The organism is Butyrivibrio sp. LB2008 (assembly GCF_000621565.1).
Lineage (GTDB): Bacteria > Bacillota > Clostridia > Lachnospirales > Lachnospiraceae > Butyrivibrio.
In genome coordinates, this window is record NZ_JHXZ01000016.1 from 1 (window position 1) to 21,846 (window position 21,846).

The window sequence follows — 21,846 nt, forward strand, 5'->3', positions numbered from 1 at the left end:
ATGATTCAATGTCACGACTGGAATAGATTCTGTTCATTGCTGCATAGGTCACAATCTTGAGCATCTGACGCGGTGAAGCCTGATTTTTTCTGATTCTGTCATAAGTGGAATACAGATCAGAAAGGTCCATTTCCTCCACAAAAGCACTTAAAAGGCGCACCGGATCGTCTGATGGAATAGAAATTTCTATGTCGAGCGGAAGTTTGATTTGATGATACAAGGAAGAAACGGTATAATCTCCTTGTAAGATGTTGTTTAGTCGCATAAACATATTTTATCGCAAAAACCGGGCTTTTCGAAGCTCGGCTTTGTGTTTTTCGGCATAAAAATGGAGCTGCGCACTAGTGCGACAGCCCCTTTTATTAAAGATGCTACACAATAAAAAGCAGGTTTTCAACAGCCCCTTTTCGCTGTTGAAAACCTGCTTAGTTTACCACTATGTTAAATCAATAAATACAATGAATTCCAATATAAACTATAATATCATCTAACATTATCGGTCCCTCCTTTTCTGAGTAATTATATAGTTATGTTTTAAAATTTTTTCATTCAATGATTATATATTACACAAAACAAAACTAAATATCGTCACAAGAGAACCAAATGTATATTTTACGGAGTGAACGGCTTTTCTTATGCAGTCAGCATTATGGTCGTTCTCGCTGTAAAGATATTATTCTCACAACTAAGTTTCAAATTTCCATCATATTTTTTTGCCACCCTCTCAATATTGGATATTCCAAATCCATGCGCCTCTTTTTCCTCCTTTGTAGTCTCAATTCTGTTCTCTCGAATCACAATATCTTTAACGCATGAATTCTTAACTGACAAAATCCATAAGTTCTTCTTAAGTATTGACTGTACCTCAATTTTTCTTTCACCTGTTACCTGTTTAGCAGCTTCTATCGCATTATCAAGCAAATTTGAAATCAAAATAACCATATTGACATCTTCAACCCTATTTGACGGTATATTCCCATCAACAGTCATTATAATATCATTTTGTATTGCAATTTTTGCCTTAGATTCCAACAAAGCATCTGCTATATAATTCCCGGTATCAAACATCTTTGTTCTATTTATTTCAATTGCATTATACATTTTATCAATATATCTTACTGCCTGATCCATTTTATCATCTGTAATCAGCGATTTTAATACAAGAAGAAGATTTTTTATGTCATGTCTAAATCGCCTGAGTTCAACATTCTTCTCATTCATCTCAATGTATGAAGCTGTAATCTGTTTCATAGGTTCTTTAAGATTACCTATCATATTATTCATGGATGTATTCTGATCCCGAACCATAAAAACGTGCACAATCAAGAGCATAAGTAATATAAATGTTATAATACTTAAATTCTTCATCGTCACATTGGCTGTATCCGATTTATAAATTGCAGCTTCCAATAAACCATATGAAATATCCACACAAAAAAGAATGATGTACTCCATTGCTGTAAGTTTTGTGAAATAGACTTTTATGTAAGTTGCCCTTTTAAGCAAAACCAAAATTATAAGAAAGCAGAATACCAATAACTCTGTTATCAGAGTAAAAAAATCCGCATAAAAATTGTTATATATCTCATTACTGAGCCCGCCCCCAAATATATACTTAATATTATTAGCAATACAGTCAATAATGTTCCCATAAAACAATGCAATTACCAAAAAAATAGGTTTACGTCCATACTTTGTCCACAAAAATGGTACAACACGTATAAGATACATAACGAGCATAATAAGGCATAGACATCCGGGGCCATAATTTATTATTGGTCTATACAGATAATTGACTACAAAATAAAATACAATCCAAATCTTTTTGTTTTTCTTCTCACTTGGGAAAATAAAAAACTTCTCAAAAATAATCCAATAATTTACAATCACCAGCAATCCACGCGCAGTATATATTGCAAAGATAATCCATAAATACTGACTCATATCTTCCATTTTGTCTCATCCCCCCACTCTCACAAGGTAATCTGCGTAGAAGCCATTAAATTCCTTATACTTACGCCTGCTGATAAGCAATTTATCCCCTGTACTCATGGTAACTTCGCTGTGATTATAGGAATCAATCTGCGCAAGATTGATGAGAAATGATTTATAACACCTATAGAATTTTTTTTGCGAAAGACGTCCCTCTATTGCGCCGAGAGTCTCATGACACTCCATATCTTCCCGACCGTCGCAGAAATGTAAGATACAGTTTTTCCCCATACCTTCAACATATGAGATTGTGCTTTCTTTAAAGAAATGATTTTCACCGTCAAGACGTATCTTAAGAACACCGTCTTCTTTCATCGTCTGCATAAAAGCATCAAGAACTTCACAGAATTTTTTATCATCGACAGGCTTTGTTAAAAACCTAAATGTGCCCACTTCAAAGGTATCAAAAACAATAGACGGATAACTGCTTACAAACACAATGGTAGAATTCTTATCGTGTTTGCGAATCTTCCTTGCAATATCAAGTCCGTTCGCTCCGTTATCTTCAAATTCATAGTCCATAAAGATCAAGTCATACTTCTTACCTGACTCTACAAGCTTCTCCCCTGCATCAAAAGTATCCAAAGAATACTCAAAATCTTTTTTCACAGAATAATCAAGTACCTTATTACCAATATCACTACGCATAACTTTCGAATCATCACAAACTGCTATCCTAACCATGCCTAATCTCCTCGCCTTATAGTTTGTAACTCATATAAAATCAGCGTCCCCAACCACCTCTTTTTATTATGCCAAAATCCCCTCTTGCTATCAACAAAAAAAGAGCATCCCATTTAAGAATGCTCCTTAAAATCTGATGTTTTATTTTGTCCTATGACTGTTCCCCTTTAATATCGGGCTTATATGCTTATAAAGCACAAATGTTATAACGCTGTCCACAATGCCCTTTACAAGATTGAAAGGTGCAACAGCAAGCAGGCAGAATGTAGTTATGTTTGTGATAGCGGGATTTATGCTTGTTCCCATCTCCACAAATGCATTGATGTCACATCCGTAAATGATCGCGTATGCAGGGAGAAGGAAGAATGCATTGAGGAACGATCCCGCAAGCGTAATACATAATGTTCCGACAATACAGCTTATAAGTGCAGTCTTTCTCGTCTTGCGAAGTCTGTAGATGATAGTGGCAGGTACGACAAAAGCCGCTCCGACAACGAAGTTCGCTATCTCTCCGACAAATCCTGAGCTTGTTCCCTTGATCACAATCTTTAAGAGGATCTTGATAAACTCGATCATAACGCCGGCAAAAGGTCCTGCCGCAAAGCCGCCAACAAGTGCCGGCATATCACTAAAGTCAAACTTATAAAAAGAAGGTGCAAACGGAAGTGGAAATTCCAATAGCATAAGAACAAAAGAAACAGCTGAAAAAACACCTATAATGGCCATCTTTCTTACGCTTAACAGTCTCTCGTCCTGCTTTCCTTCCTTCTTTACCGCAACCTTTTCTACAGCTATCGTGATAACAAATGCAATTGCTACCAGGATTATCAGCGCAGCAAAATACTGCCAGCTCTGTGCGATGGTCTCAAAAATACTCTGTTTTTCGTTCATTCGTCCCTATCCTTCCCAACAAATCCGATAAAATAACGTATTTTGTATAAAAAAATTGTAAAAAATTCAAAATTATGGTATTCTCAATGCTCTTTCTTGTCAAGAATGTTTGACAAAAAAACCTATGCGTAACTATAATAAATTATCATTATTTAGATTTTTTGTTTTTAATGAGGGGATAATGAAAAGAATTCTTACACGCAAGCTCGTACCCGGTATGGTGCTTGCAAATGATGTACACACTTATAATTCCAGTTTGAAGCTTCTTGACAAAGGAACCGTCCTTGAGGACAAAGACATTGCCAGGTTGGCTTTCTATTCAATTATCGATGTTCTTATCGAGGATGACCTCGTCGAACTTGAGAATGAGTTCGTCGACATAACCAACGATGAAGGACTCACTTATTCTGAGCGTATCAAACAATCACCTGAGTTTAAAGAATTTAAGCACAGTTTCGAGGAATGCGCCGAGAAATTTGAGCATACCATTAAGGATATTATCGAGAACAACAGAGATCTTGTATTTGATGATATGATGGCTCCCATCTATGGTCTTCTTGAAAAGGGAAGATCTTCGACCAATATCTTCGATATGCTTCACAATCTTAGATCCTATGATGATGCAACATTTACACACAGCATCAATGTTGCCCTGATTTCAAACATCCTTGCCCAGTGGCTTAAATGGGATGAATCGGAAGTTGAGATTGCTACTCAGTCAGGTCTTTTCCATGACATCGGCAAACTCCTGATTCCGGATGAGATTATCAGAAAGCCCGACAAGCTCACAGAGGATGAATACACACTTATGCAGACTCATCCGCAGCGCGGATATGAGATAATAAAGAATCTTAACATCAGTCAGCATATCAAGAATGCAACGCTTATGCATCACGAGAGATGCGACGGATCGGGATATCCTCTTAAGATTCGCGGTCCTCAGATTGATAAATTCGGTAAACTTGTTGCCATTGCAGACGTCTATGACGCAATGACAAGTGCCCGCTACTATCGCGGTCCTCTTTGTCCGTTTATTGCGATATCAATGTTCGAGGAAGAAGGTTACCAAAAATACGATCCCGAGATGATAATCGCATTTTTGCAGAACATAGTTAACACTTACCTTCTCAATACAGTTCGTCTCAGTACAGGCGAAGTAGGCGAGATTATTTTCATCAACAAGATGCACCTTTCCCGCCCGACTGTCAAAGTTGGCAATGACTATATCGATCTGACCAAGTGTCCTGATGTTTACATCAAAGAGATCATTTAAGATTATTTATAAAAGAAAATATAGAAGGCGATCAATCATCTGATTGACCGCCTTATTTATTATCAAAAAAGATTATATCCTTTATGCATTTCTAAGTCTGAATTTCTGCATTTCTCTCTCGCTCTCGACTTTCTCGATGTGAGCTCCAAGTTCACGAAGTTTCTTATCAAAATCTTCGTATCCACGTTCAATATACTTGATATCTTCTATTGTGGAGATACCGTCTGCAGTAAGTGCTGCAATAACGAGCGCTGCGCCTGCTCTTAAATCAGGAGCCGAAACTGTTGCTCCCGTATACTTGTTGACGCCCTCAACTATAGCTGAGCTTCCTTCAACTTTAATACTTGCGCCCATTCTTGTAAGTTCATCTACATACTTAAATCTGTTTTCGAAAATACTCTCTGTAACAACACTTATCCCACTTGCAAGTCCAAGCGCAACCGTCATCTGCGGCTGCATATCCGTAGGAAATCCCGGATAAGGAAGTGTTTTAACATGTGTATTCTGAAGTCTCTTTGTTGTGACAACACGAACTGCGTCGTCAGACTCATGAATCTGACATCCCATCTCGATAAGCTTGGCACTTATTGATTCAAGATGTTTGGGAATAACATTTTTGACTGTTATATCACCTCTTGTTGCTGCTGCAGCAAGCATAAATGTTCCCGCTTCGATCTGATCCGGTATAATGGCATATTCTGTACCATGAAGTTTCTCTACGCCCTTAATCCTGATAACATCAGTACCTGCGCCTTTTATATTGGCCCCCATACTGTTAAGGAAGTTGGCAAAATCAACTACATGAGGCTCTTTAGCCGCATTTTCAATGATAGTCTGTCCCTCTGCCATGACAGCTGCCATCATAATATTGATTGTAGCGCCTACACTTACAACATCCAGATAGATATGATTACCAACAAGTGCGTCTGCACGAGCTGCAATTATACCATGTTCGATATTAACCGATGCACCAAGAGCGTTAAACCCTTTTATATGCTGATCTATAGGACGAAGACCGATATTACAACCTCCGGGAAGCGCTACGCCTGCCTTCTTGTATTTACCAAGAAGAGCTCCCAAAAGATAATATGATGCTCTTATTTTTTTGATGTAATCATTCTCAATTACATAGTCTCTGATCTGCGAAGCACAAATCTTTACAGAATGTCTGCCTGTTCTCTTGACAATTGCACCTATACTCTCGATAGCCTGCAACATTACATTTGTGTCTGATTCATCAGGCATGTTCTCTATATGAACAACTTCGTCCGTCATAGTCGAAGCTGCCAAAATCGCCAGTGCAGCGTTTTTAGCGCCTCCTATCTCCACCTCACCTACAAGCGGATTACCGCCTTTAATAATATACTTCTCCATATACAAGCCTTTCCCTGTCGGGTAATTTTACCGCAAATGCAGTAACCACCTAAATTACTCACGACCATTTTATATTAATAGCACAATACCAACACTGTGTCAAAACAAGCAGAGCCCCCATGGTATCGGTGCTTTGCACGATATACGCGGCTTACGGCGCGTATATCGTAACTTACTGAATATAATATCTCTTTATATCTGTTAATTCAGATAATCTAACGGATTTACCTGCGATCCGCCAACCAGGATCTCGAAATGTAAGTGAGGTCCCGTTGATACACCGGTATTACCGGAAAGTGCGATCTTCTCTCCCTGTTCTACAGTCTGTCCTACTTTAACCAGGATCTTGGAGAGATGTCCGTATCTCGTCTCCCTTCCGTCATTGTGCTTGATATATACACAATATCCGTATCCGCTTCCCCATCCGGCTCTGGTAACGGTTCCCGCTGCCGATGCCGAAACGGCTGTTCCTACAGGAGTTGCCCAGTCAACACCTTTGTGGTATGAACTTGCTCCCTTTGTAGGTCTGTTTCTTCTTCCGAATCCGGAAGAGAATCTTCCTCCTGATATAGGTTTGATATATGTCGGAGGATCCAGTTTTCCTCTCATAATAACTTTAGGAACTGCAAGCGTATTGATAAGTTCATTTTCATTTTCACGCGAAACAACACTGTCATTGACATAAGTAACTCTGTCAACTACCTCATGTTCACCGGCCGAAGGTTCCTGCAATACCTTTGTCTGGTTCTTAAACCATGAGTTATTTTGAACTTCCTGTACTTTCGCCTCATAACTTTCTTTAATATACTTTCGTGTCGTATATTGTATTGAAAGCTCAGGCTTCGGAACATTAACCGTTATTTCGTCCTGAGGTCTTATAACCGAGAACTCATCTTCAAGTTTACCGGGATTCATTGCAATAAGCTCATCAATAGAAAGATTATGATAAGTCGCTATACTTCCAAGAGTATCTCCGGTCTGTACTTCGTAAATTTCCTTGTTTTCCTTATCTTTGGTAACCTCTTCAATAGCTGTCGCCAAACTTACGAGCTGGTTTTCGGGAAGATAACTTTCTACGATCTCAACCTTATCATTGAACTTCATTTCTATAAGTTTCTCTTGATTTGCCGCGTCGTCTTTAACAATTCCTACCTGTTCAAGATAGTCGTCAAATTTCATATATTTGGAATCGGGAGCTGCCTTACTGACCGAATCGGTGATCAGCTCATTCAGACCAAGTTCCGGAAAAGCCAGATCCAGCTCTTCGTCTTTCTTTTTAACCTCTTCCTTACTGCGTATCTGTGCAGTCAATACGTTAACTTCTCTGGACGGATCCACAGTAAGCTCAACCGCAAATTCATCTCTGGCATCACGCTTTGAAACAGCTGTCTCCAAAAGTTCATTAACCTGATCTATATTTTTAAGACTGATTGAATAATCGTTTATTTTTATCGTATACGCTCTGTTAAACGTAGTTTCCTGCATGTTCTGCTTAAGTATACTAACCATCTTGCCGGATAGTCTGTCGGGAGAGTCAACAACTCCCCACATGATATTCTGTCCCTCAATAGAAAGGTTAGTCTTGGCAAGAGTCAGTTCATCCGCACTCTTTCCCTTTGCTATTGCCCTTCGTGCATCTCTGTATGCTTTATATGCATCCTCACGAGAGCCGACATGACCGACTTCCTTGTCATTAAGCTTTACCGTAAAATAGTTGTCAGCATTTTTCTCATAGTTTATCATGTTTGGCATAAACATAATCCATAAAAAAATGACGATCAATGCCGATTGCAAGAACCATATTTTAATCTTCTTTTTAAAAACCGTATCTTTTAAATTCATCGCGTAAAAGTCTTTCTATATAAGCTAATTAAATAATACCGAATATTGTCAGAACATTAAATGTCAGATCCGCCAAAGCGATCAATCCGATAATAATGAGAAGCGGTCCGACTGCGTTATTCTTGTATTCAACAATATCAAGCACTGTTTCCATCTTCTTATTGATCTCAGCAATTTCTTCTTCGATCTTTTCGCGGTTCTTATCAACAATAGCCTGTACATTCCTATATATCTGAACCCCAACGTCATGGGTCTTGGAATCACTCTCATCGATTTTTGAAAGTACTCTGTCAAACTCTTCCGAATAGTCCCTTGAAGCTTCCATCAATTCCTCTAGTTGTTCAAGTTGCTGACTATAATCTTCAGCATGTTTGCGTAATTCTACGATCTCTTTCCTGTAGTGTTCAGCTTCTTTTTTGATTCTCTGGGCTTCAGCCATCTCTGCCTGAGAATTGGCTTTTATTATGTCCTGGGCACTAAACTTTTTTTCAAGTTTGTCCATAAAGTTCTCCATAATCTTCCCTCCTCATATGCAAAACCTCCCCTTATCTGCATACAATATAGCTTATCATCCATTATGCAAATTAGACAAGATTGTATTACCAAAAAACTATTTATTGTGTACTTTTACTATTTGTTCATTCGACGTTCATATTCTATTCATATTTAGCTTGTATAGTATTTTCATAGCAACGAGCACAAACGATTTTTAATAAAAAGAAGATAGATTTTTTCATAATAGGCCGGGCGCAGCGATGTGTCTGGCCACTCCTCATTAATGGGCTTTTTCAAAAGATCAAAAGCTCATTTCCCCCAATGCCTTCTATATTCATATCCTCAATTATTTTGCATCTGTATTTTCAATCGCCTGAATCTCATCATTAAGGGATAACATTCTCGCATCAAGATCGGCCACCATCTTGGCGCACTCATAGAGCTCGGTATTGATATGTACCGGTGCCTTCCCTTCGAATTTATATTGAATCTTGTGCTCAAGCGAAGCCCAAAAATCCATCGCGACTGTTCTTATCTGTATCTCAACTTTTACATTCACGATCCTGTCGGAAAGATAAACCGGAAGCGAAACTATCATATGATAGCTTCTGTATCCGCTGTCCTTGGGATTCATGATGTAATCTTTGATGGTCAGTACCTGTATATCTTTTTGGCTGCTGATCATCTCTGCTATTCTATATATATCTGATGTAAAAGAGCATATTATACGGATTCCGGCAATATCATTTACGTAGCGCACCATATTCTCAATGGTGGACTCATATCCATTTCTCTTGAGCTTCTTTACAATGCTCTCAGGTCCTTTTACTCTGGCCTTTACATGTTCAATCGGATTGTATCTGTGAACTTCCTGAAACTCCTCATTAAGGATTTCAATCTTGGTCTGAATCTGCTTCAGAGCTGCGTTATAAAGGAGGTTTACTTCCTCCCATGTATGCATGTCATCAGATATTTTTATATTGCTTCCGGAAAGATCTAATTCCATTATTTACTCCCAGTATTCCTTGTTCATAGAAAATGCCTTAACCAATGTCCTCGGCAATTTCTTATAATTTCTACCTAATTTGTAGCCAAGCCATCTAAAGCCGCACATAGTAATGTAATGTGGAATAAGATAGCCCTTTCCAATATGTTGAAAATGCTTGACGGTCTGACCGACCATCTTCTTTCCCTCTGTCTCAGAGCTGATACTTCCGAATATCTCCGGATGATCCGTCTGTGATACACCGAGGTCAAAATTTCTGTGGAACTGCTGCATGCAGGTGTAGTTATGTGAATGAACCACCCCGGCCTCAGGAACATAACATATAGCATATCCCTTCTGGCATGCATTTCCTGCGTATACCATATCCTCATTAAATATGGTCTTATGCGTAAATCCGCCTATTTTATCATATATATCACGCCTGTACATGGCACAGACATTTGAACAAAAATAAGTCTTTATTCCCAATCTGCTTACATCCGCCTGAGTCTTTCTTATAAACTCATTCGGATAATTAAATTTCCTTGAATATCTCTCTGCAAGATTACAATCAGCTTTCGGATACTGTCTTGCATATGCTGCCGCAACATCCTCATCAAGCGCCTTTGCAAGAGATGCTATAAGTGCTTTATCCCTCGGGAACGCATCCTGCGTCATCATAAGGAAATAATCCGCCGAAGAAAGGCTGACACCGCGATTTCTGGTCTCACCGTGATCAAATTCTTTTTTGCTGACATGTTCGATAATAATATTTTCGTATTTTTCTTCCGGAGCAACACCCGCACCGGCAACGAAATCATCCCAGTACTTCTTCTCCGTATTCATGATGATAATATGTTCAGGTCTTACGGACTGCTTCTCGAGATTGTCGATCAATTCGACAAGAGACTTGTCCGGCTTATACGTAGGTATTATCACATCAATTTTATACATCTCTACCTCAATTATAATAAAAATTATGCGAATACAAAAGGGCAGAGCTCATACAGAACCCGGCCCTTCCATGTCATATTCTAGTTAAAAAAATTCGCCTTACTTTCCTGAATCTGCACTAATTTTTTCACTATACTTCTTAACGTCTTCAGATACAGCATACTCAGTATCATTAAAGAGGAATCCGTGAAGCCACTTTACATTGCTCTCAAGATTTACAGGAATTACCATACTTCCCTTACCGATCTTACCTGTAGCTCTCATGCTCTCTTCAGGAAAACCGTTCTGCTCAACTATCTCGTACTTAGGAACATCTTTAAGAAGCTTTACAATATCCGATATATCAAATGATGTATATATTTCACCCATCATACTGTTAGCAACTTTTTCAAGTTCTGAAGGGCTCTTCTTCTTTGCTTCCACAAGACATGCCTGAATTACTTCTCTCTGTCTTGCCGCACGATCAAAGTCACCACCTGCTGTATATCTTACACGACAATAAGCTGTTGCCTGAAGTCCGTTAAGTCTCTGCATTCCTGAGCTCTTAACGTCTTTGAAATCAAGTTTGAGCTCTTTAGCCATCATACGTCCGTAGTTATTAAGGTGCTCAACTACGTCATCGGGAACATTGATCTCTACACCGCCCAATGCATCAACGACATCAGTAAGTCCTCTGAAACCGATAGTAATAAAGTCATTAATATCCATATCAAGGTTCATATTGAGCATTGCGATAGCCTGATCGGGACCACCGTAAACATATGCGGCATTACACTTGTTATACTGATCATTGCTAAGATTAAGATATGTATCACGATATACTGAGCAAAGCTTAATCTCTCCGTTATCATTATTGATTGAACAGATAATGATAGAGTCAGTTCTTGTTTTCTTCTTGAGCTGTTCATCACGGGCATCTACACCAAAGAGAACAATATTGGTATATCCCTTCATGTGCTCGTTTTCTGCAGCTTCATCACTGATACTCTCATTGATTGCTTCCTCGTCAAGTTTTACCTTCCCGACTTTACCGACATCAATCTTATAGAATATATGCCAAGCTGCAAAAATAAGTAACAATGCAACAGCTATCTCACTTATAAGAAGAATCATTGCTTTATTTTTCTTCTTGCCATTTTTTCCGGCTGAACCGGGTCTTGATGACTGACCTCTTCTAGGGGCATCATAGTCCCTTGAAGATCTTGCGCCTCTTCCGGCAGAACCTTCGGGTTCTCTTCTTCTGGGTCTTTCATCATAATCATCATAGTCACGTCTAGATCTAGAGTCTCTACTTCTTCCTGAAGATCTCACATCATCTCTGTATCTATCGTCTCTCTGAGAAGGTCTGCGACCACCTCTGTCATAATATTCATCATCACGATTAGACATAATACCTCTCCACTTTCTCCTTGTTGTCCCAACGAATTGGTCATTCTTAATACTTCTTTGTAACCTTTTGTAACATTTACGTAAAAAAGTTAGCGTTTACCCAATACATTTTGCCACAAAAGTAAAAAATATACAAGTCTAACCGTTCAATATGCATTTTTATTGACAATTCCGTACCTTATCGTACCGATTATTATCTTAATATCAAACATCATGGACCAATTTTCGATGTAATAAAGGTCATAATCTATTCTTTTTCGTATAGAAGTATCTCCTCTATAACCATTTATCTGGGCCCAGCCCGTAAGACCGGGGCGAACCTGATGTTTAACCATATATCTTGGAATCTGTTCCTTGAATTTCTCGACAAACTGCGGTCTCTCAGGTCTCGGACCGACAATACTCATCTGTCCGATCAATATGTTAAAGAGCTGCGGAAGTTCATCAATACTGGTTTTTCGGATTATTTTTCCTATACTTGTAACTCTCGGATCGTCCTTTGTAGTCCAGCCCTTTTTCTCTTCAGATTCGGTCTGCACTCTCATACTTCTGAACTTGTACATATTAAACGTCTTGCCGTTAAGTCCCACTCTCTCCTGCTTATAAAGTATAGGTCCGTTGTCCGTAACTTTTATAAGAAAAGCAATGATAAACATTAAGGGAGATAACAGGATTATTCCCATAAGTGAGCCAAAAATATCAACGCACCTCTTTGCAAGCCTGTTCATCGAGTTTGAAAGGGGAACATATCTGATATTGATAACAGGTATTCCCTGCACATCTTCCGTAAACGGATTACTTGGGAAAAGAGAAGAATAATCCGGAATGAACTTGGTATGAATACCGGATTTCTCGCACTGAGCCACAAGTTCCTCCAATCTGTCATAATCATTAAGAGGAAGTGTGATAGTAATCTCATCAAATTTACTGTCTTCCAGATAATTTGAAAGTGAATCAATGTTTCCAATGACTTCAATTCCATGATAACTTGTTCCTATAGGAACAAAATCATCCAAGACACCCGCAATGACATATCCCCACTGAGGATTATCCAGAATTCTGCTGATATATCCTTCAGCAGCCCTTGAATATCCGACCAGCAAAATATGCTTAATATTGTATCCTTTTTTTCTAATAAATTGTAAAAACTTTCTTAAAAGTCCATGTGCAAATGTTGTAATAAATGTATTCAGAATAAAAAATATGAATACAGTCCATCTCGGGAAATCGTACTGCTTAAAAACAAACAATACAACCGAAAGTCCGAGCGCACCAAAAACATTAGCCTCAAAAATATCAACAAACTCATCCCAAAGCTTTAATGCACGTCTCGATGTATACAACTGCATCATGTAATAAAGAAATAGATATGCGGGAAGTACATAATAAAGTGCCATAAGATATGTATGAAACTTTATGTATCCTACATTAGCATCTGCTTTTAAATACATCAGAATAGGATATGACGCAATATATGAACCGGCTATTATAAGCCCGTCCACTATTACATGTGCCCTATTTAAATGTACCTGATTGTCCTTGATCATACTCTTGTTGCCCCAAATCTTCTTGCTATATTGATCCACAGTTCAAGCTGCAGTCCAGCACACGCAAGAAGCTCCTTCTTCCCAAACTTCTGTCTTCTGTCCGCATTCTTTACGATCTTGGAAACCCCTGCCATGATTCCCCTAACATGACTCATTCCAAGCCCTTTACGCACATAAAAGACATGCTTAATAATAATCCCGGCCAGAATAAAAGGTAAATTAATAATTATCTGCAAAACCGGCATATTTTTATAAATAAAGTATAAGTTATTACCCGCTGTTAATTCAACCTTAAAAGAATTGTACCTCGAACCCGAAGTACCACTTCCCGCATGATAAACCAGAGCATCCGGATCACAGGCGTTTATATACCCCTTTATCCTCGCCCTGTATCCTATATCAACATCCTCAAGATAGCAAAAATGTTTCTCGTCAAAGTATCCGACTTCTTCGAACAGTTTAGTCCTGTACATTGCGGCTCCCGCACATGCACTCGTTACAGGCTTAAGCCCTGTAAATAAACTGCTCTTCTTATCTCTTCCGGGTGAAAAAGCCCATCCGAGAGCGCAATAGTAATCCCCTGCATCATCTATAAGCTCGGGATTTTTAAGTTGAAGAAGCTTTGCCTGAACACTGAAAAGCTTCTTTCCTCTGCTCATTGTTTTTACTAAAGTCTCAAGCACCTTCTCATCGCATACAGTGTCATCGTTAAGCAAAAAAACATACTCGGAATCTGCTGCCTTTATCCCAACATTAACAGCATTTGCAAATCCCGTATTCTCATCAAGAGTAATTACTTCAACTTCGGGATATTTTTCCCTGATATACTCCGCACTGCCGTCAGTAGAGCCGTTGTCAACCATGATAACATGAAAGTCCCTGTATGTCTGCTTTTTCAGACTTTTGAAACATTCATCAAGATATTTTTTTCCATTATAATTAGGTATTACTACAGTTACCGTTTTCATTGCGATCATATCCTCTTAACAACTTGCGGATCCCACATGATGCGAAGCCCACGCTTCCTGACTTCTTTGCATACCAAAAAACTGAGCTCTATGATTTTTTCCTCAGAGAGCCCCGCGAATCTTTCTTCCGTGCCATTCTCATTGAAAGTATCTGTATATTTCATGCCTGTGACTTCTTCATATGCATCTACAAACTCAGGTCTTATCGCCATACATCTTATATCAACGGCATAACAGTCCTGCTGTACCACTGCCCTGTGCTGCAGTCCGCCGCTGTATCCAAGCGGTATCCCCTTATAAAGAGTGGTCTTATCTTCTAGATATATTCCGCCCACGATCTTCTTTTTCTCATCTACAAGCTTTCCGCCGACGCATCCGATATCTTTCCTGCATGACAGAATATCCGGCTTGTAATTAACTCTGTAAAAGCCAAGATGCGGAAGCGGCGTTACATCTGCATCAATCCTTGCATCCGAAAGTGCAGCCTCTATAGCATGTTGTCCTGCCTCGTAAGCGTATGTCTTGCTTGCGGGATTTGCCGCGGTAGATCCGCTGTGACATCTCCAGTGATACAAGACTTTACTTATATGCGCGATCTGCCAGGAAGCCATATCCATTGATAATGCAGCCTCACAGCATGTTCTGAGAAACAGATCGAAATCCTGCGCACCGTCATACTTTGCACGAAGCTTTAATCTCTTAATTATGTCGCTTCTTATGATCGTAAAGTGACAGATATAATTATTTGAAAAAAGATAATCCATGTTAAAGGATGGCTTGGCGTGATGCTCGTAATATCTCTTTTCACCGTTGTTATCTTCAAACTTATCCTCATCCGAGTATATAAGCCTAATAGGACAATTCCTGTATCCCGACAGGTGATTTTGCTTCATGCTCTTTTTGATAACACGAAAAGCCTCATACAAAGCATCGGGAGTAATAAGATCATCATGATCCAAAAGACCTATATAATCTCCCTTTGCGAACTCGATAGCTCTGTTTGTATTCTCGGATATACCGGCATTTTTTTCCAAGTGATAATACTTGATCCTGGGATCGTTACCCGCATATTCTTTCGCAATCTTAGACTCTTCCTGCGAAGCATCCGCAAGAACAAGTTCCCAATTTGCATAGCTCTGTGCTATTACAGACTCTATCATCTCCCTGAGATATTCTTCCGGGGTATTGTACATCGGAACCACAATGCTGAAGTTCACGGTCTCCCCTTCCTCCGCAAAACGTCTGTACTCAAGATTCTGCTCCTTCAGTACATCCTCGGAGAGATGATGGAATTCATAATTCTCATTTGCATCAAGAGATACTCTTTCAAGGGCAGCAAAAAATGCGGCCCCAACACCATTGCGCTTAGCATACGTTATTGTTTTTATGACCGCATTTTTGATTCCCATAATTCTTATTACCTTACTTAATTATTGTATTGCATTCTTTACCGCCTCAGTAAGCTCATCCTGGAGCTTAGCGGCATCTTCCAAGTTCTTTCCTTTTACGCCCATATAGAACTTGATCTTGGGCTCTGTTCCTGAAGGTCTTGCACAGCACCATGAATCGTCATTAAGTGCAAAATACAAAACGTTAGAAGCCGGAAGTCCAGTCTCAGACTCTTTTCCGCTCTCCATATCAATAACCTTGCCGGTCTTGTAATCTCTAAATTCTTCAACCTTCCAGTTGCCGAATGTCTTGGGAGGATTGTTTCTGAGCTTATCCATAATAGCTGCGATCTGCTCAGCGCCTTCCTTGCCCTTCATTGTGATAGAATACTGACCTTCTTTGTAATAGCCATACTCTTCATACATATCGATCATTGCATCCCATACGCTCTTGCCCTGTTTCTTATAGAATGCAGCAAGTTCGCAGAGGCACATAACGGCAACGATAGCGTCCTTATCTCTTGCATGAGTTCCTGCAAGACATCCGTATGACTCCTCAAGACCAAATACATAGTTGTGAGACTGATTATTCTCTTCATAGATCTTGATCTGCTCACCGATGTACTTAAATCCTGTAAGAACCTCAGTATAATAAAGTCCGTACTTTTCAGCAACATGTTTTGCCATGTTGGTAGTAACGATAGTAGTTACAAAAGCAGGGTTTGCCGGCATTGTCTTTGTATTTGTGCGCTCTCTCAAGATATACTCACCGATAAGCATACCTGACATATTACCTGTAAATCCAACATATTCGCCCGTCTTAAGATCCTTTGCGTAGATTCCGAGACGGTCTGCATCGGGATCGGTTGCAAGAACGATGTCCGCATCCTTCTCTTTTGCAAGCTCAAGCGCAAGCTTAAATGCCTTGGGATCCTCGGGATTGGGATACTCAAGTGTTGTGAACTCCGGATCCGGAGCTTCCTGTTCGGGAACAACATACACATTCTTAAATCCAAGCTCTTTCAAAACTCTTCTTACAGGAAGGTTACCTGTTCCGTGGAAAGGTGTATATACAATGCTGAACTTATCAGCCATCTCATCGATAACATCCTGATGAATGATCTGCTTCTTAAGTTCTACCATGTACTTGTCATCTATCTCTGTTCCGAATGAAACATAAAGTCCCTGAGCAATGGCATCTTCTTTGGACATTGTCTTAACTTCATGATAATCCGTGATAGCCATAACTTCGGCAATTATTCCGTTGTCGTGAGGAGGTGTTACCTGTGCGCCGTCCTCCCAGTATACCTTGTATCCGTTATATTCCGGAGGATTGTGAGAAGCTGTTACCATTACGCCTGCGATACATCCAAACTCTCTGAGTGCAAAAGAAAGCTCGGGTGTGGGACGTAAGATGTCGCTCACATAAGCCTTGATACCGTTTGCTGCAAGGCAAAGAGCCGTCTCATCCGCAAACTCGGGTGAGAATCTTCTGCAGTCAAAAGAAATTGCAACACCTTTTTTAGCTGCATCGGGGCCGCCGTTCTTTTTGATATAATTTGCAAGTCCCTGTGTAGCTTTTCTTACAACGTACTTGTTCATTCTGTTTGTTCCGGCGCCGATAACTCCTCTGAGTCCGCCGGTACCAAACTCAAGCTCTCTGTAAAATCTATCCTCAACTTCAGCCTCATCATTTCTGATAGCCATCAATTCATTCTTTGTCTCGTCATCAAAATACGGATCGTTAAGCCAATATTCAAGCTGTTTTGACGCTTCACTCATTTTTCTTTCCTCCTTAAAATAAAACTACTGTTTTATTATAGCATGTATTATCTTTAATGCTTTATTGATCCCTTAAACTCGAATACCCCTCTACATTCAGACTATAATCGCTTCTGTCCAGACTAAAGTTCGGATTGTAGTATGGATCCCCTTTATCAAGAACTTCCTTCCACTTTGTCCTGAAACGCTCCGACTCCTCTTCGTAACGTTTCGCATTCTCTCCCTCGAGATCAAGACCTCTTGAAAGAGACTCATAATGAAACATCTCAGCAAAAGGTGTAAACACGTTCAGATACCCTTTTTCTCTGAGTTTAAGGCAAAAATCAACATCGTTCAAGCTTACTTCGAAAGTCTCGTCAAGTCCGCCGACTTCATCGTACTTATTTCGCGATATCATAAGACATGCTCCCGTTACGGCACTTACATCCTGAGCGTAGCAAAGCCTGCCCATGTATCCGAGGTTCATACCCGCCTGTCCGTAATGTGAATGTCCCGCTGTTCTGTGTGCTCCAAGCTTAAGAACAACACCTGCATGCTGTATCTTTCTGTCAGGGAAGTAGAGCTTACCGCCTACCGCGCCAACATCCGCTCTCTGAGCGTACATCAAAAGTTCTTCTATCCAGTTGACGGTTATAACCTTGGTGTCGTTGTTAAGGAGAATGATATACTCTCCGTCCGACGCTTTCACACCGTAGTTTACAACCTTGGAATAATTGAATTTAGGTCTCGAACCGTCGGGATTTAAGTTGCTCTTGTCCTCGTAGAAATCTACAACCTTGACAATATCCTTGAGCGCACCCGACTTAAGTTCATCATAGTAGCCCTTTATCTCAGAGCCCTTACTTCCGTTCTCGACAACTATTATCTCATAGTTATCATAGACGGACTTCTCATATATCGAATCAATACACCTTCTAAGGTCCTCTGCGTGCTCGCAGTTGGGAATAACTATACTTACCTTAGGTGTTCCCACAACTTCATAACTTATTTTAAAAATAGTCTCAAAAGCTCTGGTGCTCGTAATCTTAAAGTGATCGTAGCCGTGGCGCCTCAAATGATCTGCCACCGCTCCCTTTGCAGCTTCTATCGCATAGGGCTTTGCGCTTATATCCGATGCAACGCTTCCCGCATGAGATCTCCAGTAGTAAAGAAGCTTTGGAATATGCACGATATGCTCAGCCTTGTCGGTAAGTCTCAGGATCATATCGTGGTCCTGGCTTCCGTCAAACTTTGTTCTGAAAAGCTCTGTTCCCTCTAGGAGGCTTCTCTTAAACACACTGAAATGACAGATATAATTGTTCGCCCTGAGATTATCAATAGCATAATCGGGCTTAAAGTGCATGGTTATCATCTTATTGATGTCATCACCCTTAAAGGTTGTCTCATCACAATAGATATAATCTGCATTTTCCTCATTTATAGCCTTAACATACCAATAGAGAACTTCCGGATGAAGTATGTCATCGTGATCGAAAAGACCTATATACTCACCCTTTGCAAGTTCAAGGCAGTGATTGGTATTGCCGGATATACCTTCGTTCTTTTCAAGCTTCTCGTAAGAGATCCTGCAATTTCCGTCCTTGTCCAAAGCTCTCGCATCGGTCATATAACCTTTTACTATCTGAGATACAAGCTCCACATGCTCACTGTCGGAACCGTCCGCAAGGCACAGCTGCCAGTTTGAATAAGTCTGCACAAGAACAGACTCGATCATGTCTCTTAAGAACTTCTCAGGTGTGTTATAAAGAGGCACCAGTATAGAGATCAAAGGCGCTTTCTCAAAAACAGTCTCTTCCTGCTCTTTTCTTACTTCGGGAGTCGGAAAGCTCTCCGTTCCGTAATGAGCCATTGCCTTTTTTTCTATCTGCTTGTACTTTATCTTGGCGATAACTCCCTTTACAGAGCCCTGATTTCTCACCCTGTCGATCTGCCTTATGGTAAAGTGCATCGCATTTCTGGCAGGCGTACTTGCCTTCCAGATAGGATTGTTCTTTATCCTTGAAAGCTTAAATTCAAGCTCGCTGTTCTTATCTTCAAGCTCTGCAATCCTTGATGCAAGATCGGCGCTCTTTAATTTTTCTTTTTCATATGCTGCTTTAAAATCAAAATCTTTTTCTGACATAAAAACTTCCAATCAATTCTTCACATTTATTTCTACGAGATCAATTTTTTACATGCAGGATATTGGGTACCCAGTTAATAAGCTTAAGTCTGCTCGTTCTGTCTATCGCAAGCATACCGATCTGATAAAATCCGGGCTTTAATTCCCCCTTTTTGATCTTAACTTTATATCCCGTAAGATCGACATTCACCTGATCCTGGAGCCTTACCCTGATATCCGGTCTGTACCAAATATATGGAGTAAAACTGTACACCTCAGGTCCGACCGGTCCCGCTCCGTCCTCATATCTCTCAACAAGCCTCAAAAGAAGCTTCTTGTCATAAATGGCATTGTCAGATCCTATCACGAAACTGTATCCCTTGAGATAATATCCCTCGAGGTTCTCAGCCGTGTTCACGCCGTAGAGCCAGTTATCCATAGATGCATTGTACTCACATCCGACTCTGAGGCACTGATCCTCTCTTGCCCCCTTGATGCCCTTCTCATGAAGAACAGGCGGTATATAAGGAATATCCTCAACAGGCGTATAGTCTTCCTTCGGAATGATCGCAGATATTGTCTCATCCTCAGTAAGATGCGGACTGTAAAAAGGATCCTTGTTATACAAATGAGAATGTCTTCTCATCAGAGTTTCACCCTCTGCCGCAAGTCTGTCCATTTTCTTCGGATCAAGGTTATCAAGTCCCCTTGTAAGAGACTCATGATGCAAAAGATATGTATGGTTACAACAAACGTTGTAATAACCTTTTTCAAAAATGCTGTAACAGAAATCCACATCATTGAAGGCAACTTTTAATTCCTCAGGGAAACCTCCCACATCGTTGAACTTGCGTCTACTGATAAGAAGACAGGCCGCAGTTACACCAATCATGTTATGTATTCCTCTGTTATAGCCAAAATAATGACTCTTATTGTCATGCATCTTACTGAGCTTGTGCACGGGGCCTCTTCTGACATTTGCTATTCCCGCATGCTGAATAAGATCTGTCTTTGGATAAATAAGCTTTGCTCCAACAGCGCCCACATGCTTAAGCTGAGCCTGGGAAATAAGCTCCGTCATCCATCCCTCTTTTACCGCCTCAATATCATCATTGAGGAAAAGAAGATATTCACCGGTCGAACTTCTCGCACCCTGATTACACATAGCCGAGAAGTTAAAATCCTGAAGCTTATATAAATAATTTATTTTGGTAAGTCCGTTCTTTCTTGGCGCTCTCGATGCATACACACCGTACTTTACCCTGTTTGACGCCGAACTTCCGTTATCTATGACAGTAATGTCATAAGTTATTCCCGCATCCTTTGTCGTCTCGATTATCGAATTCAGACACTGCTGAAAAATCTCGGGATGATCTTTTGAAGGAATGATAATGCTCACCGTAACGGGCTTTAACAGCATATGTCTTGAGTTATGGAAGCTCCTTCCGTAAAAAACATCCTGCCCCGCATTTCTGTGATACAAAACTTCCCTGATATGACCTATCGGAAGCTCCATTCCGGTTCTCTTTGCAAATGCTCTTTCATGTATAGCCAACATGCAAAAGAGAACATCGGCAGAAAGAAGCGATGCTTCAAGTCCTACCTGCTCAGGTGAATTTTTCTTATTTGCGGTTCCGCCCAGCATCTTGACAGCATTGTCATATTCCGGGATCGCAGCATGAACCGTCTTGGATCTGCATGCAAAAAAACTGCCTATATAAAATGCATTAAGGTACGAATCGGGAGACCAGTCGGGTTTAAAGAAAGGATGGATATATTTTCCGCCGTTTCCGACTTCATCCTCATCTCCGTAAACCACATTGTGCTCCGGATGAGCAATAAAATACTGCTTTATAACTTCAGTTGCTCTCTTTGTCAGTTTTCCCTTGGGACTTGCAAAAACATATACCACATTGTCATCGTTCTTGGCATCTGTTACTTCCCATACCTTTGCATATGGAACAACCTTTATCTTTGGTTCGGGAAGCTTATGAGGAATAAGCTCTCCGTTTTCTCCGGTCTCATACTTAACGGGCGCCTCCGCTTCAATAACAGGGCTTTTATCGATATTCTTCTGCCATTTATCATAAGCTGACGCCTTGGCACTTACCATCTTGTTATATTTAGTTATTCTCTTTCTTACAAGAGTATTTTTAACTAACCCCTTAAGCATTCCCCGTT

At 40.1% G+C, this 21,846-nt stretch carries 16 protein-coding genes and 1 pseudogene; 1 reads left to right on the forward strand and 16 read right to left on the reverse strand.

Translation table 11 applies throughout. The annotated features are described in order from the left end of the window. The 4 genes and pseudogenes from T356_RS21820 to T356_RS0105685 form a co-directional block, all read right to left on the reverse strand. Positions 1-265, reverse strand: a pseudogene (locus T356_RS21820) (IS5/IS1182 family transposase); the annotation flags it as partial. Positions 266-633: 368 nt separating this feature from the next. Next, on the reverse strand, positions 634-1,284 hold the full coding sequence (locus tag T356_RS21260; protein ID WP_197020884.1) for a GHKL domain-containing protein: 651 nt from the start codon (positions 1,282-1,284) through the stop codon (positions 634-636). A gap of 675 nt (positions 1,285-1,959) precedes the next feature. Continuing rightward, positions 1,960-2,676 carry a LytR/AlgR family response regulator transcription factor gene (locus tag T356_RS0105680; protein ID WP_026513654.1) on the reverse strand — a complete coding sequence of 239 codons (717 nt, stop codon included), beginning with the start codon at positions 2,674-2,676 and terminating at the stop codon, positions 1,960-1,962. A gap of 141 nt (positions 2,677-2,817) precedes the next feature. Continuing rightward, entirely contained in the window at positions 2,818-3,567 is a 750-nt protein-coding gene (locus tag T356_RS0105685; RefSeq protein ID WP_051563185.1) for an ECF transporter S component, read from the reverse strand. Between the two features lie 181 nt (positions 3,568-3,748). On the opposite strand from T356_RS0105685, the gene T356_RS0105690 reads away from it, so the two are divergent. Next, complete coding sequence (locus T356_RS0105690; RefSeq protein ID WP_026513656.1) at positions 3,749-4,840, forward strand: HD-GYP domain-containing protein; 1,092 nt, start codon at positions 3,749-3,751, stop codon at positions 4,838-4,840. Between the two features lie 81 nt (positions 4,841-4,921). On the opposite strand, the gene T356_RS0105695 is transcribed toward T356_RS0105690, so the two are convergent. From T356_RS0105695 to T356_RS0105750, 12 genes are all read right to left on the reverse strand, one after another. Further along, a complete protein-coding gene (locus T356_RS0105695) occupies positions 4,922-6,214 on the reverse strand; it encodes a UDP-N-acetylglucosamine 1-carboxyvinyltransferase (protein ID WP_026513657.1) in 1,293 nt (430 codons plus the stop codon). Between the two features lie 201 nt (positions 6,215-6,415). Further along, positions 6,416-7,966, reverse strand: coding sequence for a peptidoglycan DD-metalloendopeptidase family protein (locus tag T356_RS0105700; protein ID WP_242846566.1), 1,551 nt, complete (start codon positions 7,964-7,966; stop codon positions 6,416-6,418). Positions 7,967-8,084: 118 nt separating this feature from the next. Beyond that, positions 8,085-8,570 carry a hypothetical protein gene (locus T356_RS0105705; protein WP_026513659.1) on the reverse strand — a complete coding sequence of 162 codons (486 nt, stop codon included), beginning with the start codon at positions 8,568-8,570 and terminating at the stop codon, positions 8,085-8,087. Positions 8,571-8,897: 327 nt separating this feature from the next. Beyond that, positions 8,898-9,512 carry a GTP pyrophosphokinase gene (locus T356_RS18525; RefSeq protein ID WP_442856032.1) on the reverse strand — a complete coding sequence of 205 codons (615 nt, stop codon included), beginning with the start codon at positions 9,510-9,512 and terminating at the stop codon, positions 8,898-8,900. Between the two features lie 48 nt (positions 9,513-9,560). Further along, positions 9,561-10,490, reverse strand: a complete 930-nt coding sequence (locus T356_RS0105715) for a glycosyltransferase family 2 protein (protein ID WP_026513660.1) — start codon at positions 10,488-10,490, stop codon at positions 9,561-9,563. A gap of 99 nt (positions 10,491-10,589) precedes the next feature. Then, positions 10,590-11,879 carry an LCP family protein gene (locus T356_RS18530; RefSeq protein ID WP_035780539.1) on the reverse strand — a complete coding sequence of 430 codons (1,290 nt, stop codon included), beginning with the start codon at positions 11,877-11,879 and terminating at the stop codon, positions 10,590-10,592. A 146-nt stretch (positions 11,880-12,025) separates the two neighbouring features. Then, a complete protein-coding gene (locus T356_RS0105725) occupies positions 12,026-13,426 on the reverse strand; it encodes an undecaprenyl-phosphate glucose phosphotransferase (protein WP_026513661.1) in 1,401 nt (466 codons plus the stop codon). Beyond that, positions 13,423-14,394 carry a glycosyltransferase family 2 protein gene (locus T356_RS0105730; RefSeq protein ID WP_026513662.1) on the reverse strand — a complete coding sequence of 324 codons (972 nt, stop codon included), beginning with the start codon at positions 14,392-14,394 and terminating at the stop codon, positions 13,423-13,425. Before T356_RS0105730 ends, T356_RS0105725 begins: the two co-directional genes overlap by 4 nt. Before the next feature lie 5 nt (positions 14,395-14,399). Next, entirely contained in the window at positions 14,400-15,803 is a 1,404-nt protein-coding gene (locus T356_RS18535) for a glycosyltransferase family 2 protein (RefSeq protein WP_051563190.1), read from the reverse strand. A 21-nt stretch (positions 15,804-15,824) separates the two neighbouring features. Continuing rightward, the gene (locus T356_RS0105740; protein ID WP_026513663.1) at positions 15,825-17,564 is read right to left on the reverse strand and encodes a phospho-sugar mutase; all 1,740 of its coding nucleotides are present in this window, start codon (positions 17,562-17,564) and stop codon (positions 15,825-15,827) included. Between the two features lie 61 nt (positions 17,565-17,625). After that, complete coding sequence (locus tag T356_RS0105745) at positions 17,626-19,686, reverse strand: glycosyltransferase family 2 protein (protein ID WP_026513664.1); 2,061 nt, start codon at positions 19,684-19,686, stop codon at positions 17,626-17,628. A 40-nt stretch (positions 19,687-19,726) separates the two neighbouring features. Next, the gene (locus T356_RS0105750) at positions 19,727-21,838 is read right to left on the reverse strand and encodes a glycosyltransferase (RefSeq protein WP_026513665.1); all 2,112 of its coding nucleotides are present in this window, start codon (positions 21,836-21,838) and stop codon (positions 19,727-19,729) included. Between the last annotated feature and the right edge of the window lie 8 nt (positions 21,839-21,846).

Bases quoted from the DNA above. Each gene is read 5' to 3' on its own strand.
- T356_RS0105750 (WP_026513665.1), bottom strand. From the start codon at position 21,838: ATGCTTAAGGGGTTAGTTAAAAATACTCTTGTAAGAAAGAGAATAACT.
- T356_RS0105730 (WP_026513662.1), bottom strand. From the start codon at position 14,394: ATGAAAACGGTAACTGTAGTAATACCTAATTATAATGGAAAAAAATAT.
- T356_RS0105740 (WP_026513663.1), bottom strand. From the start codon at position 17,564: ATGAGTGAAGCGTCAAAACAGCTTGAATATTGGCTTAACGATCCGTAT.
- T356_RS18525 (WP_442856032.1), bottom strand. From the start codon at position 9,512: ATGCATACATGGGAGGAAGTAAACCTCCTTTATAACGCAGCTCTGAAG.
- T356_RS0105745 (WP_026513664.1), bottom strand. From the start codon at position 19,686: ATGTCAGAAAAAGATTTTGATTTTAAAGCAGCATATGAAAAAGAAAAA.
- T356_RS0105725 (WP_026513661.1), bottom strand. From the start codon at position 13,426: ATGATCAAGGACAATCAGGTACATTTAAATAGGGCACATGTAATAGTG.
- T356_RS0105695 (WP_026513657.1), bottom strand. From the start codon at position 6,214: ATGGAGAAGTATATTATTAAAGGCGGTAATCCGCTTGTAGGTGAGGTG.
- T356_RS0105685 (WP_051563185.1), bottom strand. From the start codon at position 3,567: ATGAACGAAAAACAGAGTATTTTTGAGACCATCGCACAGAGCTGGCAG.
- T356_RS0105715 (WP_026513660.1), bottom strand. From the start codon at position 10,490: ATGTATAAAATTGATGTGATAATACCTACGTATAAGCCGGACAAGTCT.
- T356_RS21260 (WP_197020884.1), bottom strand. From the start codon at position 1,284: ATGAATAATATGATAGGTAATCTTAAAGAACCTATGAAACAGATTACA.
- T356_RS18530 (WP_035780539.1), bottom strand. From the start codon at position 11,879: ATGTCTAATCGTGATGATGAATATTATGACAGAGGTGGTCGCAGACCT.
- T356_RS0105705 (WP_026513659.1), bottom strand. From the start codon at position 8,570: ATGGAGAACTTTATGGACAAACTTGAAAAAAAGTTTAGTGCCCAGGAC.
- T356_RS0105690 (WP_026513656.1), top strand. From the start codon at position 3,749: ATGAAAAGAATTCTTACACGCAAGCTCGTACCCGGTATGGTGCTTGCA.
- T356_RS18535 (WP_051563190.1), bottom strand. From the start codon at position 15,803: ATGGGAATCAAAAATGCGGTCATAAAAACAATAACGTATGCTAAGCGC.
- T356_RS0105680 (WP_026513654.1), bottom strand. From the start codon at position 2,676: ATGGTTAGGATAGCAGTTTGTGATGATTCGAAAGTTATGCGTAGTGAT.
- T356_RS0105700 (WP_242846566.1), bottom strand. From the start codon at position 7,966: ATGCCAAACATGATAAACTATGAGAAAAATGCTGACAACTATTTTACG.